Genomic DNA, 20857 nt, shown 5'->3' with positions numbered 1-20857 from the left:
GCCATTTCGACCGGAGGCGCGACTGCCCTCCCCTGTCATTTCGAGCGAAGGGGCGAAGCCCCGAAGTCGAGAAATCTCATCCCCTATCGTAGACTAAACCGAGATTTCTCGACTCCGCTCACTTCGTTCGCTGCGCTCGAAATGACAAGGACAAGCCTCATTCACCGCGCTCGAAATGACAAAAGGGGCAGTCTCTCGCTGCCCCGTACATCATGTTCTATTGGTGCCCGAGGTGGGAGTCGAACCCACACGCCCAGAGGACAACGGTTTTTGAGACCGTCGCGTCTGCCATTCCGCCACTCGGGCACGTGACCGGTATTATGCCATATCCTCGTACTGACTGGGATGCTTCTTGAAGAAGTCGAAACGCGGCGGTAGCTCCTTGAGCGCCTTGCTCCCCACGGCGCGTTCCTCGTCGGTAGCCCAGAAATCGATGGGCTCGAAGACGTGGCACCAGTTGAAGAAGCCCGCATCATGTGCCTCGCACGAAGCGTCCTTCGGCTCGATGACCAGGTACTCGAAGATGAGCTCGCAGCCACGCGGGACGATGGGGTGCATGAGCAGCGTCGCGCATCGCAGATAATGGAAGGCATCACGCAGCAGCGCCTCGACGGCACCTTCGGGCGCGTCCTCGGCAAGCGCGCTGCGGCTCTCGCTCGCCCACCACTTGTTGATGCCACGCAAAAACTCGTCCATCTGCGCCATCACGGCGTGCATCTCGAAGCAGGCCATGTGTTCCTCATATTCGAGTACCGCTTGCTCGCACGCGGCACGCACGTCCTCGCTCGGCCCACCCAGCGGCAGGCGATCGTCGCAATGCTTCTGCGCCGTGTAGAAGCACGAGCGCGCGATGCGATTGAAAATATTGGTGAGCAGCGCACTTTCCTTGAGGACGGGATCGGGCGCCTTCTCGTTGGCGTTCGGGTCAAGCACCTTGGGCGAGAAACTCGCGGGCTTGACGCCCAGGCCCAGCGAAATCCAATGCGAGCGCAGTTGCTCGGGCGTGTAGTAATCGAGTAGCTCGGAGGCCATCGGCGGCTTGATCGCGCCCGAGCTCGAGGCCTTCTTGCCCATGAAGAGGATGTGGTAGTTGGGAACGAGCGTGGTCTGACGCAGCTCGTCGCCCGTGCCATCGACGCGCGGCTCATGGCCAGCTTGCGTGCCCTGCCACAACGCCGTCTGCGCGACGCCGTAGAAGTAGATGTTGTCCTGTCCGATGAACTGGTAGACCTTCGCGTCATCCGAGCACCACCAGGCGCGCCAATCACTCGCATCACGTCCGCTCTCCTCGAGCGCCGCCTGCGAAAACGCGATGGGTGCCCATAACGACTCCGGCCAGCACCACACGGTCGCGTCCGGCAGCGTCCCGTCCAGGTCCGGAGCCTTCACGCCCCACTCGATGTTGCCGGTCAGGCGGAAGGGGACGAGCGTCTTGCCCGTGCGGAAACGCAGGCCATGAGCATGCATGACCTCAACGGCGCGTTCGCGCTCGGCAATGCTCGCGAACTCCACGCCAAATGAGCTCTTGCCCTTCTCGGCGGGCAGCACCGTATGCTCCGGCAGCTCTGCCTCGATGGCGGCGAAGTCGTCGGCGAACTTTTCCTGAACGTAGATGATGGGCGGCGCGAGGAAGGATTCGACCTCGTCGACGAGCACACGACGCGTACCGCACTGACCCGCGATTTGCTCGATATGGTCGGCGATGAGGTCATGAAAGCGCGGGAGCTCGAAATACCAGTTACTCACCTCGCGCATCTCGGGAGTCTCACCGGTAAGCGCGGATTTGGGAGCGATGAGGTCGACCGGGTCGTACTGATGACCCAGGTCGCATTCGTCGGCGTAAGCCTTCTCGGACTTGCAGCCCTGCACGGGGCAACGCCCGATGACCTGACGACCGTTGAGGAAGGTGCCCGCCTGCGCATCGTAGAACTGGGGAGTAGAAAGCTTCTCGAGCCAGCCATTGTCGTAGAGGCGCGTGATGAAGGCATCAGTCATCTCCTGCTGTTTGATGCCGGAAAGCCCGATGCCGCTCCCCTCGTAGATGTCGAGGCTGATGTCATAGGCGTCGAGTGCGGCCTTCTGCGCGTCATGATTCATCTGCACGTAATCGGCGATGGTGCCGTCGAACTCGCCAGCCTCGACAAGCTTGCGGTAACCCTCGTTGATGGGAGAGCCATAGCAATCGGTGCCGCTCACGAACAACACGTTATCCGACCCGATGCGGTCGCGCAGGAAGCGGGCGTAGACATCGGCCGGCACGAAGACGCCGGCGATATGGCCAAAGTGGAGGCCCTTGTTACCGTAGGGCATGCCCGCCGTGACGACGGCGCGCTCGGGAAATTCGGGACGTTCGTGCACGAAGAAGCCTTTCGCTCGTAGCTGACAAACCGTTGATTATACGGCAAGGATCCGAAGAAGCGCTTGGCTGTTTTCGCGTTCGTGCGAAGCAGCGTGAGTGCGCATACAGCTTTTTTGCGTTAATGTGAGACCACGTGGACGGGGGTGCGGACGCCTCTCACACAATCGCAATTTTCTTACATGCGACATGCAAAAATACGATGGGGACCTGATTCTTGCCCCATTCCCCGGCGCATCGACTTCGAAATGGCGCGTTATAATCCGCGCATGAGCAAGATCGACACCATAGAGAGCATCTCGGACAAGCTGGCCGCGACCTCGATTGCGGTCGTGCCCAAGCGCTGCGTCTACATCCGTAACTGGCATTCGCGTTGCCGCAGCTGTCTGGCAGCCTGTCAGCACGACGCCATCAAGCGCTCGCTTGGCCATCTTTCCATCGACTCGGAACTCTGCACCAACTGCGGTGCCTGCGTGGCGGCCTGCCCCACGTCGGCCATGAGCACGACCGCGCCCTCGGCCACGGAAATCGTGCGTCAGGCCCGCATTTCGGCCGAGCGCAACGCCGGCAGCGCCGCGTTCATCTGCGCGCGACACGCCCAGACGACACATATCGATACTGACCGTGTCGTCGTGCTACCGTGCCTCGACTATCTCGACGAGTATCTCATCACCGGCATGTTCGCGCTCAAGTTCAAGCGCGTCGTCCTCTTCACCTTGAGTTGCGAGGGGTGCGACATCGACTGTGAACAACCCTACTTCGAGGAGATGGTCCGCAGCACGCGCCAGGTGCTCGACCTGTGGAAGATACCCGGCACCTTCGCCACGCTCGACGAAGTGCCGGCCACCCTCGTCCTCGACAAGCCACGTGCGCAGACGAACGTCATCAAGTCCGATCGGCGCGAGGCCTTCGAGCAGGCCGGTGCCTCGGCAGTCGGATACGCCTGGCATGCCGTGAGCTCGGCCATCGGCAGTCTCACAGGCGAGGCCGTACCCGACCCCAACGCCCAGATCATCATGACCCCCGAGGAGCGCTTCGCTCCCGACAGCTACCGCAGCATACGTCTGCTCAGGATGCTCGAAACCATCGGCACGCACCCGCAAGGTGCCACCATCGACACGCGCTTTTGGGCTTCGGTCGATATCGACCCCGATCGTTGCAAGCGCTGCGGAGCATGTGCGCGCATGTGTGTGACCCAGGCGCTCAAGTACCACGTCGATGACGAGCGACGCGCAACTCTCAGCTTCAGGCCCGCGCTCTGCGTGAACTGCCATCTCTGCCGTGATAGCTGCATCTCGCATTCGATGATCTACACGACCAAGGTTCCTGCGGCAGACCTCGTGCCCGACGTCATCAAATTCCTCTACAAAGACGAGGAGCTTCCCCAGAAGGGAAGCCCCCGCATCGGTCTATAAGCAGACAAAAGCGCCCCGGCGACAATTGCCTGGTCGCGCAGGTCACAGCAGCGTGAGCGCTGTGACCTCACGCGTGTTGTCCTTCTCGGTGTACATCACCGACACGCGTGAACCGGCCCGCAAGAACGGCATGTTCTCGTTGGCCGAAATACCCGCGATGTAGATGACCGGGTCACCCGCAAGCTTGAAGTAGTACCGCGTGTTGCCATCGAAGACCACCGACTCGATGGCCTCGATCTGGCCATCCACCGAAGGCAAGATGCCACTTTCGGCAATGGCTCCCTCATCGATTTCGACCTGGTCGTCGTTGGTAAGCGCCGCGATATAGGCGTTCTGCGCATCGGCGACCGTCGAACCCGTGCCGACGATCTGGTACTGCTGCACGTCAACGAACGCGTACATCTTGACCAGACCAGCTGCATCCTTGAGCGACAGGAAGTACGTGGGTCGATCGGCGATGTTGAGCAACAACGGGAAGGTCGCCTTGTAGCTCATCTGCTGTACCTGGCCCTCGGCAGACGACATGGCCGAAGACTCGGTCGCACCCGCGCAGGTATAGTAGCGCGGCTCCTTGGTGCGCAGGTTGACGAGCGCGAATCCGACGAGCGACTCATCGCTGTTGGCGCTCGTCATGCCCGTGTACATGTAGACGTCGTCATTGATCGCGAGATAGTTGTATCCGCCACCGACGCTCGAGGAACTCTCGGAGTCATTGAACAGGCCGGGTGCAGGAGAGCCCGTGGGCACGAGCACGCCAGTCTGACCGATGAGCGAGTTGATGAAGCCCGAGCGATACTTGCCGTAATAGCCAAGCTGCCCGTAGACGAGGTCGGCCGTGAAGACCTTGTCGCACCAGCTGGGTACCTCGTCAAGTGCGTACTTCGTGGTCTCGCCCGTGCAGGCGTTCACGAGAATGGCGCCATCGTAATCCTCGCCGCCAAACAGGCCGATGCGCATCTTGACGGTGGGCACGATCCAGTACGGCTCGCCCTCGTCGTTAAGCTCGAAAGCCGCCTCGCCGAAAATCTCGAACGGGAACTGGAAGCGCACGTAGCGATACAGGTAGTTGTTGAAGTGTTCGCCCGTGGAGATATGCATGTAGTGGCCCTCGGGCAGGCGCACGAGCTGCGTGTCCTGCGTGGCCATGTTGACCGTGACGAAGCCAGGCAGACCCTCCCAGGTGTTCATAAGCCACTTGATGGGGTCGGCGTAAATCAGCGGTGCCACGCGATAGGGCTGGCTCTCGTAATTGATCTGGGTATAGGAATCGGCTCCCTCGTCGATGGCAAACTGGCTCACCAGGTCGCTCATCTCGCCGATGGTGCGCGAGCCGAGACGCACGGCCGTATCGCGATCGACGACGGGCACGCTCTTCATCGAAATCTCGGAGATGTCCTCGGCAAAGTTGCCTTCCTTGACTTCAAGCAGGCCCGAGTAGGCTCGTGCGTTGAAGAGCGGGGAGCTCGCGATCTGCCCGACGAAGATGCCGAGGAAGAGGAAGATGATGAGCGCGATGACCCAGAACAGCCAGCTGCGCTTGGGCACGGCGGACTTGTCGCCATCCGCCTTGGCTTGCTTGCGAGCTGCGCGACGCTCGCGGAACTTGAAGATGTAGCCGAGACCCTCGCGGTTGATGCCATCGATGAAATCGGAGATGAAGCTGGTCGAGGCATCGTGCGCACGCGGAACGCCAAAGCACACCGCGATGATGATGAGGCACCAAATCAGGAAGTTCCAGAACTGCACGCTCTGGATGTTGATGGGTGGGATGGTCACGTAGTAGAGAATCCCGATGACGACGATCGTGATGATCAGCGGAATGACAATCGTCTTCTTCACGTTCTTTTCCATGCGCTTGCTTTCTCTTCGCGGTTGGGCGTGGCAGGGGGACGGTGTGTCAGGGGGTCAGACCCCCTGACACACCTGTCAACTTATCTCATCATCATACACGAGCGAGGAACGTTTTCGCCGCCACGCGCCCACGATGCCGAAGCGTTACTTGCCATCCGTCAGGCGTTTGGTCGCGGCCTCGATTTGGCGCTGCGACATGTTCGACGAGCCCTCGATGGAGATGTTGGCGGCCTTGTTCGTCTCGAGGTCGCGGGCAGTCACGTGCACGATGCCGTTGGCGTCGATCTCGAAAGTGACCTCGACCTGCGGCTTCTTCATCCCCAAACGCAAGCCTCCCAGCATGAACTTGCCCAGCGACGTGTTCTCGCTTGCACGAGGACTCTCGCCTTGCAACACGTTGATCTCGACCGTCGTCTGCATGGGCGAAACCGTCGTGTAGATGTCGCTCTTCGTGGTCGGCAACGTCGAATTGCGCGGGATGAGCACCGACATGACATCACCGACGACCTCAATACCGAGCGAATGCGGCGTCACGTCGAGCAACAACAGGCCGCCCACGTCGCCGGCCAAAACGCCGGCTTGCAGGCACGCGCCCAAGGCGACGGACTCGTCGGGATTGATCGACTCGGACGGCTCCTTGCCCGTAAGCTCGCGCACCGCACGCTTGACGGCGGGGATGCGGCTCGATCCGCCCACCATGAGCACCTTGCCGATGTCGCCGGGCCCCATGTGCGCATCGGCCAGAGCACGCTTGCATGGCCCCATCGTACGCTCGACCAGGTCCGCGGTCAGGCGCTCGAACTCGTCGCGTGTGAGCTGCGTCTCGAAGTGCAGGGGCTGGCCACCGTTACTGGCCAAAAACGGCAAGTTGATCGTCGTCGTGGATACCGACGAGAGCTCGCGCTTTGCAGCCTCGGCAGCCTCGGTCAGACGGTTCATCGCCGCCGCATCACCCGAGATGTCCACTCCGTACTGCGCCTTGAAACGTCGCAGCAGCTCCTCGACGAGGCGCGCGTCAAAGTCATCGCCGCCCAAATGGTTGTCGCCGGCGGTGGCCAGCACCTCGATCACGCCACCGGTAATGGAGAGCACCGAGACATCGAAGGTGCCGCCGCCCAGGTCATAGACCATGACGGCCTTGTTCTCCTCCTTGTCCACGCCATAGGCAAGCGCCGCAGCCGTGGGCTCGTTGACGATGCGCTGCACGTTGAGCCCGGCGATGACACCGGCGTCCTTCGTGGCCTGGCGCTGCGCATCGGTGAAATACGCCGGTACGGTAATGACCGCGTCGGTGACCGGCTCGCCTAGATAGCTTTCGGCGTCTGCCTTGAGCTTGGCGAGGATCATGGCGGAAATCTCCTGCGGCAGATACTTCTTGCGATCGATGCGGATGGGCGTGGTCGAACCCATCTGGCGCTTGACCGACCCGATGGTACGCTCGGGGTTCATGGCACCCTGGCGTTTGGCGATCTCGCCCACGAGGCGCTCGCCCTTCTTCGTGAATGCCACGACCGACGGTGTCGTGCGCGACCCTTCCGCATTGGCGATGACGACGGGATGCCCGCCTTCCATCACCGCAACGCAGGAATTCGTCGTGCCCAGGTCGATGCCGATAAGTCTGCTCATTGGTACTCCTCTACGTAGCGTGCGATGAATGCTGCCGAGGTGGGCGTGCATAGCTCGCCCTCGAGACGCGGCTCAGCCAGCGGTATGTGGTAGCGCTCGAGGATGGCCGCGGTCGCCGGCGCGGGGATGTCGAGCACGCCATGGGCGCACTCGATCTTGCCGCTGCCAACCTGCACCTTCGAGGCGATGACCTTGTCCGGATTGATCTGTTCGATTGCGCAGCACACGCCCAGAATCTCGCGCACGGTCATCCCGAGGCCGACTTCGTGAAAGTGCGTCTGCTCCACATCGCAACCGTGCACCTGAGCTTCAGCGTGCGCCAGGATGCGATACACCTGTTTGGCTTCCTCCTTGGTCCAGTCGCTGGCCACCGAGGTGCCGATGGCGCGCTCGACATCGGCGAGGTCGTGCAGTTGCGCCTTGGCGGGAATGCTTTCGTCACCCACGACGACGCCGATGTTGCCGCGACGCTGTTCGGGCGTGGCGGCGACGAGCTGCCCGAAAATGGACTTGCGCGTCGCATCGGTCGAAAGGTCGAGATACAGGGTCGATTCCATGGTTGCTCCTTGAGTCTAGCGAATGATGATGGGAATGCCGGTAGATACCCGGTCATATAGCTCGACGATGTTGTTATTGGAGAGGCGCACACAGCCGTGACTACCTGGAGAGCCCAAACCGCCGGTATTCGTCGTACCGTGTAGGAAGATGCCGCCTCCGCAGCTCACGGCAAGCGCGCGCAAGCCGAGCGGGTTGGACGGACCGGGCCCGATGGTCTCCTCCATGCCCTCCGACCAGGCACTATGCGGGTTATACCAAGTGGGCGCCGAATCCTTGTACGAGAGGAAGAAATCGCCCTTGGGCGTTGCGTAGCCCGACATGCCCGGCGTGCAGGGATAAGTCGCGACTACCTCGCCTTCCTCGTAGAGACTCACCCGGCAACCGCGCGTGTCGACGAAGATGGCCTGCCCGATGGGCTGGAGCTCTGGCTCGCTCAGCGTCGCCTCGGCTTGGATGGCCAGACGATTGGGGTCACCGTTGCCAGAGGCGCCAAGCACGTTTTCGATACGCGTGACCGTCGTCGCCTCGTCCATCATGACACCCTGCATGGGCTCGGCAATTACAAGCGCATTGGTGGCCTCGTCGTAAGCATAACCGGCGCTCTTCGCAGGCGTATTTGTCTGCTGCGCAATTGCTGCCACACGGTTGACGAGCGCGTCATGGTCGACCACGCACGCAAGGTTTACGTCGTGCGTCTCTGGCTCTGCGCCCACGAGCTCGCCGATCATCACGAAGACGCGCACGACGGGGTTGTCGCGATATGGGGCAAAGGCTTGCTCCACCGTTGCATCGATATCAATGGCGCCGATCTCCGACATCTCGATCGAATGGCTCGCGTCTCCTGCGCTCAAGGTGATCGTCGTGCCGATATTGCTGTTAACGCGCCGGGTAATGAGCTCATGCAGCTGGTCGCGCGTCATGCCGGATATGTCAATCTGACCATCAAGCATGGTCGTCTCCGGAACGAATTGCGAACGGGTCTCCTCAACCGAGGCAAACGCGAAACAGCAGCACCCGAAAACGACGACCATCGCGGCAACGCATACGACGAGCGCCTTCTTCGCGGCACTCATCTTCTTCTCAGGTTTCTTGGAATGCGCGGGTGAAGCAGGCTTTGCGGGCTTTACCTCGCTCTGCTTCGTACGGTTCTTCGCATCGTACTTTCCGGCGTTAATCGCGACGGAATCCATCGAAGTGGCGGCGGCGACTCTCTGCGCATTCTTGAGAACCGTGCTTTTCGAACTACCTTTGGCCATTCACACTCCGTGCCTACGAGAAACCAAGTCTGTTGATTTTACTACGGCACGCGGGACTGTTCTCGCATAATGCGCGTTCTGCACATTTTGTTCAGGCATCGTTAATGAAGGAGACAGCGTGCCTGGCACGCTGTCTCATGGCACGCTGTCTCAAATCATAGTCAAATGGGGATTATTAGAGGAGCATGAGCAGCGCGTAGGAGACGACACCCACGACAATACACCAGACGAGCGACTTCGTCTTGTAGCCGACCACGAACACGAGCGTCGCGGAAATCCACGGGATCATCGCCGGCCAAGGTCCCGTCGCCCAGCTGTCGAGCACGATGAGGTCGTTGGCGACGAGCGCCGCGAAGGCCGCGGGCGGGATGAGGTTGAGCAGCCGCACCGCGTTGGATGGTAGGGTGCGACCCTTGAGCGCAAACACCGGGATCACGCGGCAGGCAAGCATCGTGAGCGCGACCGATGCCGTGATGATGGCGAAGTCGAACCAGTTCATGCGCGCTCACCCGGCTTCGTGATCGTCGCATGGATATAGCCGGCAAACATGCCCGCCAGCGCACCGAGCAAGATCGCAGGTCCGGAAAGCCCCGTGAGCTTGCACAGCAAGACGCCCAGAACCGCCACGCCGACGGTGATGAGGTTCGTCGCCGTGATCTTCTGCATGCACAGCAGGCAGATGAAGATCGAGGTCATGGCAAACGACGCAATGGCGGTCGGCACCGACACGAGGTTGCCGATAAGCGCGCCCATGACGCAGGCAAACGCCCACGACGATTGGCTACACAGGTTGACGACCGTGGCGCGCTTCACGTCCCAGCCGCCGTTCTCGAAGCGCGCGAGATTGACGCCGAAGGACTCGTCGGTGACCGTCGCGCCGAAGAGGAAGGCCAGGCGCTTGCTCGCCGATTCGCAATACCGCGACAGCGAGGCGCCGTAGAGCATCTGGCGCGTGTTCACGAGCGACACGCTCAGGATGATCGAAAGCAGCGGATTGCCCGCAAGCCACATGTTGGGAATCATGTACTGACCGGCACCGGAATAGAAAATGACGCACATGATGAGAACCATGACCCAGTCCATCCCCGCTTGCTGGCACAGCAGGCCGCAGGGAAGACCGAGCACGATGTAACCCGCCATGATGGGCAATGCGGCCTTGAGTCCGTCTGTGAAAACGCTTCTGTTCATAGAACTCACGATGATAGCAGTTTGGGGAATGAGACACATTGGACAGGTACGTCTGTCTCACTGCATGCAGTGAGACAGACGTACCTGTCCAATGTGTCTCATTCCGCATTTGACGATTGTCACCCGTTAGTGCATTATTGGGTGACAATTCGACAAAAGGACGACATCCATGACAAGACCATCAACAAGAACCATCGTGACCTGCGGGCTGCTTATCGCTCTCCTCGTCGTCTCCTGCCTCTTCACCATCCCGCTCGGTCCGGTTCCCTTCACGTTGCAGACCGCCGTCATCATTCTCATCTCGTTGCTGCTCACACCCGGTCAGGCAGCGGCAACCTGCGGCATCTATTTGCTCATGGGCGCTGTCGGATTGCCCGTGTTCTCGAGCATGACGGGTGGGTTCGGCAAGTTCCTCGGTCCCACGGGCGGCTTCCTCGTGAGCTACCCCATCGCGGTCACGATTGCGAGTCTTGTCCGTCGCACGCTCGAACGTCGCGGCGTGCGCCAGGTCATCTGCGATGGCATTGCCGCCGCTTGCATCATCGTCATCGCCGATATCCTGGGCTGGCTTTGGTTCATGATGGTTACCCAGAGCGATCCGCTTTCGGCCTTTCTCGTGGCAGACGCGCCCTTCATCATCATCGACTGCGCCAAAGGCGTGCTCGCCATTGCCGTAGCCGCTGCCGTACGCCCAGCAGTCGGGTGGCAGCGGGCATGATATCCTGCATGCATGCAGAGAACCACAAAAGACCGCGTCCGCGAGCTTCTCGAGAGGAGCCCCGGCGCCTTTATCTCAGGCGCGCATATCGCCGAGGAGCTGGGTGTCTCGCGCAATAGTGTCTGGAAAGCCGTCAAGGCGCTGCGCAACGACGGATTCGAGATCGAAAGCGTCACGAAGCGCGGACATCGTCTCATCGCATCCCCGAGCACCTTTGACGCCGCGAGCATTGCGCGGCTCATCGACGACCCACAAATCATCATCGACTTCCACGACTGCGTCTCGTCAACCAATACGGTCGCCAAGCAGCTCGCGGAAGAAGGCGCCCCGCAGGGCACTCTCGTCGTCGCGAACTCCCAGAGCGCCGGCCGCGGGCGACAGGGCCGTTCCTTCTTTTCGCCACAGGACACGGGCGTGTACTTTACGCTCGTTTTGCGCCCGCGTTTCGCAGTCGAGGATGTCGCGCTCATCACGAGCTTCGCCGCCTGCTGTCTGGCTGACGCCATCGACGAGAACACGAGCAAGCATGCCCAAATCAAGTGGGTCAACGATGTGTTCGTCGATGGTCGCAAGGTAAGCGGCATCTTGAGCGAGGCAAGCTTCGATGCCGAGACCCAGACCGTCGCCTACGTCGTGGTGGGCATCGGCGTGAACGTCGTCGAGCCTCCGGATGGCTTTGAGGATGACATCGTCGGCGCCCTTACCAGTGATTGCACCGATGCGAATGATCTGCGATGCCGCATCGTCGCCGACACGGTCAATCGCCTCATGGCTGGCTATGAAGGCGTCGGGGCGCTCCCGCACCTTGCCGCCTACCGTGCGCGCTCGATTCTCGATGGTAAGCGCGTCGAGGTCTACCGGGGAAACGAGGTTTTCGAGGCACTCGTCATCGGAGTCGATGACGATTTCTCTCTGCGGGTGCGACTCGATAACGGCGAGGAACGTGCGCTTGCAAGCGGCGAGGTACACATTCCCTCGAGCCAGCTCGCCCCTGCCCCTAGGCCATGCCGGCGAGCGTGACGCCAAGAAGCACGACGCCGGCGCCGACGAGCAGGCCGGCAATCGTGAGCTTGGCGTTGTCCGTCCTGATTGCATGCGGGACGAGCTCGCAGATGACGATGTAGAGCAGCAAGCCGACCGTGAGCGCAATCATGAAGTGCACGATGTGGTCGTCTACGGCTGTGCCGAGCATGAACATGACAAGGCCGCCCAGGAAGGTGGACAGCGCGGCAATCGCCAGGATGACGACGCGTCGGCCAAGGGACTGGTCGCGCACGCCGGAGTAGATGATCATGCCCATGGGCATGTTATGGATGCCGATGCCAAAGGCGAGCAAAAATGCCGCCGTGACGGACTGCGTCGCCACGCCATACACGGACATGCCCTCGATGATGTTGTGGACCGTGAGGGCAATCACCACGGCAACGCTCACGTGGAGCGCACTGCCATGTGGATGCCCGGAAACCACGGGCGTATGAGCATGGTCATACGTATCGTCGTCCTCGACATGACCGTGGGCTCCATGCTTGCCGTGGTCGGAATCCGGCAAAAAGCGGTCGAGCAGCGCCAGGACCGCGAAGCCCACGATGACGGCGACGAGCGTGAGGACCCAGCCGATGTGCTCGACGCCCTCGAAGGTCTCGGGCAAGAGGTCGAGGACGAGCAGCATGACGATGGCGCCGAGGGCGACTGCGACCGAGAGCTCGCTCACACGATGCTCGTTTTTGGCAAAACCCGCAATGGCCGCACCCAGCAACACGAAGATGCCGAGCACAAATGTGATGAGAAGTCCCACGTATGTCCCTCATGTCTCGCGTTTCACACCGCCCGCATGGCGGCTCCTGCAACGAGCCATATTACCCCAGCGAAATTCGACTTTGGTGCCATGTTGGTATCAAATACCCAAGAGAGCTATTCTGTAGCCAATCAGGTCAATCGGGAAAGCACAGGGAGACGTGGACAAGGCAGCTCGCAGGCAACGCATCAAGCGCATCGTCGGTGCCATCGCCGGTGTCATCGTCACCGTGCTCATGGCGATCCTCTTTCGCCCTGAAGGGCTCGGCGAGCAGGGATGCTTCGTGCTCGCTATCCTCGCGGGCGCTATCGTCTGGTGGATCTGCGCAGTTCTGCCCGAGTTCGCCACGGCACTCATCATGGTGGCGCTCTTCGCGCTCATCGGCCAGATACCGGCGACATCGGGCTTCTCGTTCTTCTCCAACCCCATCTGGTGGCTGCTCGTCGGAGCGTTTTCCATCGGCCTCGGAATGAAGGAGACCGGCTTGCTCGAGCGCATGGCGCTCGCCATCGTGAGCCGCTTTCCCTCGTCATTCACCGCTCAGGTCATCGGCTTTTTCGCCTGCGGAACGATTCTCGGTCCGCTCATCCCGTCCATGGCCGCCAAGGCCTCGCTGCTCGCGCCGCTAGCCATGGAGGTGGGCGACCTGCGCGGCTACCGCCGTCAGGGCCGGCAGGCGACAGGCCTGTTCCTCGCCATGTTCACCGGCGTTCAGACCGCCGCGCCTGCTTTCATCAGCTCCTCAATCGTTGGCTATACCCTCCTTGCAATCTATCCAGCCCAGGTCCAAGCGCAGTTCGATTTTGTCCACTGGTTCGTAAGCGCGCTTCCCTGGTTCGTCCCCATGGTTGTGCTCAACCTCATGGCCCTGGCCCTGATCTACCGTCCGCGACGCAAAGATGCAACCGTCGATTCCGAGCCTGACTCCGAAGCCGCATCCGAGCCGAGCGAAGACGAGCTCATGGCCAAGCGTCGCGAGCTGGGCCGCATGAGCCTCGACGAGCGTCGCATGGCCATCATCACGACCGTGACCGTTGCGCTTTGGGTCACCCAGAGCCTTCACGGCATGGCCGCCTGGATTCCGGCCGTCGGCGCACTCGTCGCGATGACGGCCTGCGGCATCATCAACAAGAAAAACTTCGGGCCAGGCGTGGGCTGGGAGTCGCTCATTTTCATTGGCGTCGTGCTCGGTCTGGGCGATGTCTTTGCCCAAGCTGGCATTACCGAGTGGATCGTCGCCGAGTTCACGCCCCTCGTCATGGCACTTGCGGACAATCCCTACATGCTCGTCGTCGGCATCGCCTTGATCACGATCGCGGCGCGCTTCCTCATCGTCTCCCAAACCGCTTTCATCAACATCTTCCTCGCCTTTGTCATTCCCATTGCGATTACGCTCGACATCAATCCCTGGGTCATAGGCATGGCAAGCTACACGGTCATCAACGTTTGGTTCGTGCAATATCAGAATCCCGTGTATCTGGCGGCTTTCTACAGCGTCGACGGGAAGATGGCGAAGAACTCCAAACTTGCCGAATATTGCATCCTCTACACCGCCATCGCCATCGTCTGCCTGCTCATCGCCGTACCGTTCTGGCAAATGATGGGCTTGTTCTAGCGCTATTTTTTTCGCGGAAACACGATGAGCGCGATGGCATAGCCGATGGCGAACATCGCCGCACCGCCAAGCATGACGGGAAGAAACCCGACGGAATCGGCGACGAATCCCCACAGCGATGCTCCCAGCCCGATACCCATGTCATTGGCGAGGAGAAACATGGCATTGGCCGCGCCCCAACGCTCCGGTGGCGTGTTCTTGACCGCCATCGAGTTGAGCAGCGGGAACGCGAAGCCCATCGACACACCGAAGAAGAACCCTCCGACATAGAGCATCCATTCGGCATGCACGAACGCCATGACGAGAAACATCGCGATACCGCACAAGTTCGTCAACAGGAAGAGAACGCGTGGTGGCATGACGTCGAGCAGACGGCCACCCAAAAAACGCGAAGCCGTCATCGCAATGGCACCCACGAAGAAGAACATGCCGGCATTCGAAAGCCCCAGTGATTGGGCATAGAGTGCGGTGTAGCTTACGGGAATCGCAAATCCGAGGCAGATGACGATCATCGGCAAGGCGCCGACGAGCGCGCGCTTCTCGAAAAGCGCCGCGAGTCCGCGGTAGCGATCCGCGTCCTCGACCTCCTCCTCGATGGCCCCGATGTCCGCCTCTTCGGCAAGACGGCGACGACGTTCCTCGAGCACACGATACTCCGAGGTCTCGGGCAGGCGCTCGACGTGCTTCTCGTAGTTGCAGCACATGACAAGGATGAGAAGCACTGCACCCACGCCGGCAACGCCGACAAACAGGCTCTCGGTAAAGACGAGCGAGCAAAGAAATATACCGAAGGCCGGACCAAACGCCATGCCAAGCGATTGCCCGAGGGCGTAATAGCCGATGCCCTCACCCAACCGCTCGCAAGGCAGAACGTCGGCAGCTGCCGTCGCGCTCGCCGTCGTCACGCAGGCAAAGCCGATACCCTGCAGCGCGCGCAGCACGATTTGCGGATAAAAGCCGGGCAGCGGAATGGCAAGCGCCGAGCCCGCGATGAGCAAAAGCGCGCCAACGACCATGATGCGCTTGCGTCCCATACGGTCGATGATGCGGCCAGCGAACAGGCGCGCAATGGCCGCAGCGATCGAGAAGTCGAGAATGAGCATGCCGGCAAAGCCCGTCGAGCCCCCGATGCGCGTGATGTAGAGCGGCGTACCGTTGTTGAGGGCCTGACAGGAGACGAACGCGCAAAACGCAATGGCGAGCATGAGTGTAAAATCACCCGTCCACAGCCGTTGTTTTATATGTTCCCGTTTTGCACCCGACACGGCCACCTCCCCCTGTGTGACCAGCAAAAAGGGAAACGCCCGTAATGTCATCTCGACTGAAGCTTCCGAAGGAGGCGAAGTGGAGAGATCTCCTCCCTCGCTGCACAAAAATGCCTCGGCCAAGATTTCTCGGCCCCGCTCGCTGTCACAATTTTTTACAGGGGAATACTACACCAACATGCGCTCGGTGGCTTGTACCACGTGCTTACACAGCACACTCGTCGTGACGGAGCCGACGCCACGCGGCACGGGCGTGACGGCCTCGACGACATCGACCACCTCGTCGAAAGCGACATCACCCACGAGCGCACCGTTCTCGATCACGTTGATGCCGACGTCGATGAGCACCTGCCCCGTCGAGACGTGCGGCTTGCCGATCATGAGGGCACGACCCACGCAGGCCACGACGATGTCGGCTTCGCGCGTGAGCTTCTCGAGCTCGGCCGTGCGCGAATGCGCGATGGTCACGGTCGCGTTGCGCTCGAGCAGCAGCATCGCGAGCGGCTTGCCAATCACGAGACTGCGTCCGATGACGACGGCGCGCTTGCCCGCGATCTCGATGCCGTAGTGGTCCAGGATCTCGATGCAGGCCTGCGCCGTGCACGGCGCGAACCCCAGTCCGCTTCCCGTGAAGATGGCGCCGAGCGAGCGCTCGTTGCATGCATCGACGTCCTTGTAGGTCGCAAGCGCGTTGCACACACGTTCCTCATCGATATGCGCGGGTAATGGCCGCAAGATGAGCAGGCCGTGAATGGTGTCGTCACCGTTGACGGCCTCGACAGCCGCCACGAGCTCATCGGTCGTCACGTCCTCGTCGAACACGAGATTGCGCACCGTCACGCCCACGAGCTCAGCGCGCTTGCATGCGCCACGCTCGTACGAGAGGACATCGGCTCGCTCGCCCACACGCATGATGGCGAGCTGCGGCGTCACGCCCTGCTCTTTGAGCGCCTCGACGCGCTGCATCACGTCGACGCTGATTGCCTCGGCAACAGCCGGTCCCTCGAGTATCGTCGCACTCATCGCAATCGCTCCTCCACGCTCGCGAACACGGAATCTGCCATCGGCAGGTACTCATCGAGCAGCTCGCGTGCCTGCGCGTCGCAGGCCTCGGCGTGCACGCGGTCCTTCATGAGCCGCGTGTTCACGAAGACGTTGAGGCTCGCCGCCTGCAGGGCCGCTTTGCAGGTGATGACACCGCAACCCGCGTCCGAGACAACGAGCGGGCTTCCCAGCGCGGCGAAGCGTTCGCACAGCTCGATGGCGCGAGCGCATGCGCGCATGATGTCGAGCGGGACCGCGCAGGCATCGCGCAGGCGCGCTTCCAGGACCTGCGCCTTGTGCGCCTTCTCCTCGTCGGTATTGCTCGGCAGCCCGTAGGCGGCCGAAAGCGGCACGAACGCCTCGGCGTCCGCCTCCACGAGCGCGAGCAGCCGCGCTCGCACGTCATCGGCATCGAGCATGAGCTCGAGCAGCTCGAGTTCCACATCGGCGTACTTGGGCTTGCCCACGGTGAGCGCACCCACCATATGGCCCAGGCCCGCGCCGATGGCGCCCACGAGGGCGGCCGCTCCCCCGCCACCGGGGGCCGGCTGGCTCGAGGACAGCGCCTCGACAAACTCCTCGCAGCTCAGCTCGACGCTCTTCGTCATCTAGAACAACCCCGTGATCTTTCCATCGCTATCAACATCGATCTTCTCGGCACTCGGCACCTTGGACAAACCCGGCATCGTCATGATGTCGCCGGTCAATGCCACGATGAAGCCCGCGCCCGCAGACACGGTGAGGTTGCGCACGGAGATGCGGAAGTCGCGTGGCGCACCCAGCAGGGCCGGGTTGTCGCTGAACGAGTACTGCGTCTTGGCCACGCACACCGGCAGATCACCGAAGCCCTGCTCCTTGAGCACCTTGAGCTGGGCCGGGGCGTTCTCCACGAAGTCGACGCCGTCGGCGTGGTAGACCTTGCGCGCGACGGCCTCGAGCTTGTCCTCGATGGACGTACCCTCGAGCTCGTACGAGTACGTCATCTGCGAGGGAATCTCGCAGGCATCGACCACGGCATGTGCCAGGTCGATGGCACCCGCGCCGCCCTTGGCCCAATGCTCGGAGAGCACTGCGTTGACGCCCAACTCGGCGCACTTCTCCTCAACGAGCTTGAGCTCGGCAGGAGTATCCGCCGGGAAGGCGTTGATGGCCACGACGACCGGCAGGCTGTAGACGTCCTGGATGTTGCTCACGTGCTGCAGCAGGTTGGGAAGGCCACGCTCGAGCGCCTCGAGATCCTCGGTTCCCAGCTCGTCTTTGGCCAGGCCGCCGTGCATCTTGAGCGCGCGCACCGTGGCGACCACGACGACAGCCGAAGGCGACACACCGGCAAAGCGGCACTTGAGGTCGAGGAACTTCTCGGCACCAAGGTCTGCACCGAAACCGGCCTCGGTCACGACGTAGTCGGCGAGCTTGAGCGCCGTGGTCGTGGCGATGACCGAGTTGCAGCCGTGCGCGATGTTCGCGAACGGGCCACCGTGCACGAGCGCCGGCGTGTGCTCGAGCGTCTGCACGAGGTTGGGCTTGAGCGCGTCCTTGAGCAGCGCCGCCATGGCGCCCACCGCCTTGAGGTCGGCGGCTGTGACCGGCTTGCCATCATAAGTGTAGCCCACGACGATGCGGGCCAGGCGCGCCTTGAGGTCGTCGATGTCGGTCGCCAGGCAGAAGATCGCCATGATCTCCGAGGCAACCGTGATCTGGAAGCCGTCCTCGCGCGGCACGCCTTGCTTCTCGCCACCCAAGCCATCCACGATGTGCCTGAGCTGACGGTCGTTCATGTCGACGGCGCGCTTCCAGGTGATGGATTTGGGATTGATGTTGAGCTCGTTGCCCTGCTGGATGTGGTTGTCGAGCATGGCCGCGAGCAGATTGTTAGCGGCACCGATGGCATGGAAGTCGCCGGTGAAGTGCAGGTTGATGTTCTCCATCGGCACGACCTGCGCATAACCGCCACCAGCCGCACCGCCCTTGATGCCAAAGACAGGCCCGAGGGAGGGTTCGCGCAGCGCGACGATCACGTCCTCGCCGATCTGGCGCATGCCGTCGGCCAGGCCCACCGACGTGGTGGTCTTGCCCTCGCCGGCTGGCGTCGGCGTGATGGCCGTCACGAGAATGAGCTTACCGTCGGGCTTGTCGGCGTAATCCTTGAGCACCGAGATGTTGTCGACCTTGGCCATGTACCTGCCATAGGGCTCGAGGTACTTCTCGTCGATACCCGCCTGCGCGGCAACCTCGACGATGGGCTCCATCTCGCAAGCCTGCGCGATTTCGATGTCAGACGGCATATGCCTCTCCTTCTCCTCGTCGCGGCCCCGTCTTGCGACGAACCCGCGCGCCTTCTCATCTTGCCTTGCGCGCATGATGCGACGCAACCGACATTCTGCATAGATGATACGTGTTTTTCCCAGCAAAATGCTGGGGCGTCGCTATTCCGCTTCGTCTTTCGGCAAGCCGCCCGGGCTACCGTCGAAACCGATGTCGATGGGGATACGCTTGGCGCAGTTATCGCGCCCGTGCGTGTAGTTGCTCCAGGCGCTGCGCTGCCAGTAAGTCCAGTCGTTGGGCGGCGTGATGAAGCTCGTGTATTCGTCGAGCTTGCCGGCGCGCTTGAGCCGATGGTACGCCATGTAATGCACGCAAAAGCGCGTTCCGCCCTCCTTCGTGGGAGGATAGACCTCGCAGTAGCCATCCATGCTGCCGCCGCACGGGCCGTTGCGCTCGCTCTTGGGACACGAAGCCATCGGACAGCTGTAGGCGACGGACTCCAGGCCGCAGTCGCCGCAGTCGATGCAACCGTAGAGGAAGGTCTTGCACGTGTGCTCGAAACCATGAGCGCGGTTGACGCCCTTCTTGCGGTCCAGCCGGTCCATGTTCCAGGCGAGCATGCCGTTCAAACCAGAGCGGCCAACAACGCTCCCCTCGTCATCGTATTCTTGCGCGAGCGCAAGCTTGTGGAAAAGGCGCGATAGGCCATAACCCTTGAAGAGCTTGCGACCAGATATGTCCTCGTCGAGCGCGGCGTGCTCATGCGTATTGAGTCCGGTGGGTTTGCCGTCTTCGTCGAGCTCGGATTCGTAGAGGTAGAAGCCGCCGGGCTTACCATAGGAGAGCTCCCGGACGCAGGCAAGCCAATCATCCTCATAGGCGCTCGACCGTTCGAGCACCTCGGTGACGGTGTCCGCATCCAGGCCAACACCGCCGATATGCACGCCCGCATAGCCCAATCCGCGAGCGATGGCGATCTGCTTGGCAGCGCGTTCGATGCGCCTGTCGCGGGCATAGCCAGGCGTTTGTGCGTCAATCGCGGCCTCTTCCTCGAGCTCAGCCATGAGCTCGTCACTGACGACGCAACCGGCAATTGTTCCCTTACGCATGAGCTGTGCGGCGCTCTTGGTAAGCATGAAGATATTGGCGATCATGGGTACGTTGTAGCCACGTTCCTCGACATAGAAGAGCTGCTCCTGCATCTTGCGCGCATCGAACCCCAGCTGTTGGATGATGAACTTTGCGCCGCAGATGAGCTTCTTCTCCAGCTTGAGGTATTGCGGAATGCTCTCGCCCTCGCGGTACTTGTACGGATTGACGACGGCCCCGGGAAAGAAATGCGCGGGAGTCTCGCGCACGTCGCCATCGCGACCGTGGTAGACGAGGCCCTCGTTCATGGCGCTCACGAGACGCAGGGCGTTGGCGGGATCGAGGTCAAAGTCCGGCCGGCCCGCTCCCTCGAAACCAGAGCCCTGGTAATCCCCCGACATGATAAGCAGGTTTTCGAGACCGCGCAGCTGCATCGCGTAGAGCTCGCCCTGCATCATGTTGCGCGAACGGTCCTTGCACGTGTAGTGGACGATCGAGGGAATCCCTTCGCGCGCGAAACGTCGCGCAACGGTAGGCGGGCTGATGGCAGGGTTGCCGCTCGGACAATCGGTGATCGAGATGGCATGCACGAGACCGGTTTCCCAGATGGCCTTCATCTTGAGGTGATCGGCCTCCTGGTAGGCCTCGAAGGCGCCGCGCCCCGGAATCATCTCGCAGGTGACGACGAACTCACCGTTTTCCAACGCCTCTCGGAACACGTTTCTCACGGAGATCCCCCTTGTTACCCTCGTTCTCCGATATGCGAGCAGTATATCAGCCGAGCAGAGAGCACGGGTGAGACACATTGGACAGGTA

Annotated in this window: 17 protein-coding genes and 1 tRNA gene; 4 read left to right on the top strand and 14 right to left on the bottom strand. The window is 61.5% G+C overall.

What is annotated here, in order from left to right; all coding sequences use genetic code 11:
• Nucleotides 1-221 precede the first annotated feature (221 nt).
• Together DBY20_00875 and DBY20_00870 are read right to left on the bottom strand one after the other, a co-directional pair.
• A tRNA-Leu gene (locus DBY20_00875) sits at nt 222-306 on the bottom strand.
• A gap of 12 nt (nt 307-318) precedes the next feature.
• A complete protein-coding gene (locus tag DBY20_00870; protein ID PWL79998.1) occupies nt 319-2310 on the bottom strand; it encodes a methionine--tRNA ligase in 1992 nt (663 codons plus the stop codon).
• A 228-nt stretch (nt 2311-2538) separates the two neighbouring features.
• On the opposite strand from DBY20_00870, the gene DBY20_00865 reads away from it, so the two are divergent.
• Nucleotides 2539-3771, top strand: coding sequence for a hypothetical protein (locus tag DBY20_00865; protein ID PWL79805.1), 1233 nt, complete (start codon nt 2539-2541; stop codon nt 3769-3771).
• 42 nt (nt 3772-3813) lie between these two features.
• Here DBY20_00865 and DBY20_00860 read toward each other — a convergent pair whose 3' ends face one another.
• The 6 genes from DBY20_00860 to DBY20_00835 all read right to left on the bottom strand — a co-directional run bounded on the left by DBY20_00860 (nt 3814) and on the right by DBY20_00835 (nt 10250).
• Entirely contained in the window at nt 3814-5622 is a 1809-nt protein-coding gene (locus DBY20_00860; protein ID PWL79804.1) for a hypothetical protein, read from the bottom strand.
• 144 nt (nt 5623-5766) lie between these two features.
• Complete coding sequence (locus DBY20_00855) at nt 5767-7248, bottom strand: molecular chaperone DnaK (protein ID PWL79803.1); 1482 nt, start codon at nt 7246-7248, stop codon at nt 5767-5769.
• Nucleotides 7245-7805 (bottom strand): hypothetical protein, encoded by a 561-nt coding sequence (locus tag DBY20_00850; GenBank protein PWL79802.1) that lies wholly within the window; start codon nt 7803-7805, stop codon nt 7245-7247. The genes DBY20_00855 and DBY20_00850 overlap by 4 nt, the downstream gene beginning before the upstream one ends.
• A 15-nt stretch (nt 7806-7820) precedes the next feature.
• Nucleotides 7821-9062: a hypothetical protein gene (locus tag DBY20_00845; protein ID PWL79801.1), complete on the bottom strand. Its 1242-nt coding sequence runs from the start codon at nt 9060-9062 to the stop codon at nt 7821-7823.
• A 175-nt stretch (nt 9063-9237) separates the two neighbouring features.
• Nucleotides 9238-9561 (bottom strand): branched-chain amino acid transporter, encoded by a 324-nt coding sequence (locus tag DBY20_00840; GenBank protein ID PWL79800.1) that lies wholly within the window; start codon nt 9559-9561, stop codon nt 9238-9240.
• Complete coding sequence (locus DBY20_00835; protein PWL79799.1) at nt 9558-10250, bottom strand: branched-chain amino acid ABC transporter permease; 693 nt, start codon at nt 10248-10250, stop codon at nt 9558-9560. The genes DBY20_00840 and DBY20_00835 overlap by 4 nt, the downstream gene beginning before the upstream one ends.
• 169 nt (nt 10251-10419) lie before the next feature.
• Here DBY20_00835 and DBY20_00830 point away from each other — a divergent pair, with 169 nt between their 5' ends.
• Together DBY20_00830 and DBY20_00825 are read left to right on the top strand one after the other, a co-directional pair.
• Nucleotides 10420-10968: a biotin transporter BioY gene (locus tag DBY20_00830; protein ID PWL79798.1), complete on the top strand. Its 549-nt coding sequence runs from the start codon at nt 10420-10422 to the stop codon at nt 10966-10968.
• 12 nt (nt 10969-10980) lie between these two features.
• Nucleotides 10981-11988 (top strand): biotin--[acetyl-CoA-carboxylase] ligase, encoded by a 1008-nt coding sequence (locus tag DBY20_00825; GenBank protein PWL79797.1) that lies wholly within the window; start codon nt 10981-10983, stop codon nt 11986-11988.
• Here DBY20_00825 and DBY20_00820 read toward each other — a convergent pair.
• Nucleotides 11966-12763 (bottom strand): hypothetical protein, encoded by a 798-nt coding sequence (locus DBY20_00820; GenBank protein ID PWL79796.1) that lies wholly within the window; start codon nt 12761-12763, stop codon nt 11966-11968. The genes DBY20_00825 and DBY20_00820 overlap by 23 nt on opposite strands.
• Before the next feature lie 160 nt (nt 12764-12923).
• On the opposite strand from DBY20_00820, the gene DBY20_00815 reads away from it, so the two are divergent.
• A complete protein-coding gene (locus DBY20_00815; GenBank protein PWL79795.1) occupies nt 12924-14378 on the top strand; it encodes a hypothetical protein in 1455 nt (484 codons plus the stop codon).
• 2 nt (nt 14379-14380) lie between these two features.
• Here the strand turns inward: DBY20_00815 and DBY20_00810 are convergent, their stop codons facing one another.
• The 5 genes from DBY20_00810 to DBY20_00790 form a co-directional block, all read right to left on the bottom strand.
• A complete protein-coding gene (locus tag DBY20_00810) occupies nt 14381-15694 on the bottom strand; it encodes a hypothetical protein (protein PWL79794.1) in 1314 nt (437 codons plus the stop codon).
• 117 nt (nt 15695-15811) lie between these two features.
• Complete coding sequence (locus tag DBY20_00805) at nt 15812-16666, bottom strand: bifunctional 5,10-methylene-tetrahydrofolate dehydrogenase/5,10-methylene-tetrahydrofolate cyclohydrolase (GenBank protein ID PWL79793.1); 855 nt, start codon at nt 16664-16666, stop codon at nt 15812-15814.
• Nucleotides 16663-17295: a sugar ABC transporter substrate-binding protein gene (locus DBY20_00800; GenBank protein PWL79792.1), complete on the bottom strand. Its 633-nt coding sequence runs from the start codon at nt 17293-17295 to the stop codon at nt 16663-16665. Before DBY20_00800 ends, DBY20_00805 begins: the two co-directional genes overlap by 4 nt.
• Nucleotides 17296-18972, bottom strand: coding sequence for a formate--tetrahydrofolate ligase (locus DBY20_00795; protein PWL79791.1), 1677 nt, complete (start codon nt 18970-18972; stop codon nt 17296-17298). It abuts the gene before it with no gap.
• 141 nt (nt 18973-19113) lie between these two features.
• Nucleotides 19114-20847, bottom strand: coding sequence for a methylenetetrahydrofolate reductase (locus DBY20_00790; protein PWL79790.1), 1734 nt, complete (start codon nt 20845-20847; stop codon nt 19114-19116).
• Nucleotides 20848-20857 lie beyond the last annotated feature (10 nt).

Source organism: Coriobacteriia bacterium (assembly GCA_003149935.1).
Taxonomy (GTDB): domain Bacteria; phylum Actinomycetota; class Coriobacteriia; order Coriobacteriales; family QAMH01; genus QAMH01.
This window is presented reverse-complemented; position numbering and strand designations above follow the sequence as displayed.

What these genes read in the sequence shown, in the direction of transcription:
- DBY20_00835 (PWL79799.1), bottom strand. Translation starts at nt 10,250, where the DNA reads ATGAACAGAAGCGTTTTCACAGACGGACTCAAGGCCGCATTGCCCATC.
- DBY20_00865 (PWL79805.1), top strand. Translation starts at nt 2,539, where the DNA reads ATGCGACATGCAAAAATACGATGGGGACCTGATTCTTGCCCCATTCCC.
- DBY20_00840 (PWL79800.1), bottom strand. Translation starts at nt 9,561, where the DNA reads ATGAACTGGTTCGACTTCGCCATCATCACGGCATCGGTCGCGCTCACG.
- DBY20_00855 (PWL79803.1), bottom strand. Translation starts at nt 7,248, where the DNA reads ATGAGCAGACTTATCGGCATCGACCTGGGCACGACGAATTCCTGCGTT.
- DBY20_00825 (PWL79797.1), top strand. Translation starts at nt 10,981, where the DNA reads ATGCAGAGAACCACAAAAGACCGCGTCCGCGAGCTTCTCGAGAGGAGC.
- DBY20_00830 (PWL79798.1), top strand. Translation starts at nt 10,420, where the DNA reads ATGACAAGACCATCAACAAGAACCATCGTGACCTGCGGGCTGCTTATC.
- DBY20_00810 (PWL79794.1), bottom strand. Translation starts at nt 15,694, where the DNA reads ATGACATTACGGGCGTTTCCCTTTTTGCTGGTCACACAGGGGGAGGTG.
- DBY20_00790 (PWL79790.1), bottom strand. Translation starts at nt 20,847, where the DNA reads ATGTGTCTCACCCGTGCTCTCTGCTCGGCTGATATACTGCTCGCATAT.
- DBY20_00870 (PWL79998.1), bottom strand. Translation starts at nt 2,310, where the DNA reads ATGCCCTACGGTAACAAGGGCCTCCACTTTGGCCATATCGCCGGCGTC.
- DBY20_00860 (PWL79804.1), bottom strand. Translation starts at nt 5,622, where the DNA reads ATGGAAAAGAACGTGAAGAAGACGATTGTCATTCCGCTGATCATCACG.
- DBY20_00850 (PWL79802.1), bottom strand. Translation starts at nt 7,805, where the DNA reads ATGGAATCGACCCTGTATCTCGACCTTTCGACCGATGCGACGCGCAAG.
- DBY20_00805 (PWL79793.1), bottom strand. Translation starts at nt 16,666, where the DNA reads ATGAGTGCGACGATACTCGAGGGACCGGCTGTTGCCGAGGCAATCAGC.
- DBY20_00845 (PWL79801.1), bottom strand. Translation starts at nt 9,062, where the DNA reads ATGGCCAAAGGTAGTTCGAAAAGCACGGTTCTCAAGAATGCGCAGAGA.
- DBY20_00795 (PWL79791.1), bottom strand. Translation starts at nt 18,972, where the DNA reads ATGCCGTCTGACATCGAAATCGCGCAGGCTTGCGAGATGGAGCCCATC.
- DBY20_00800 (PWL79792.1), bottom strand. Translation starts at nt 17,295, where the DNA reads ATGACGAAGAGCGTCGAGCTGAGCTGCGAGGAGTTTGTCGAGGCGCTG.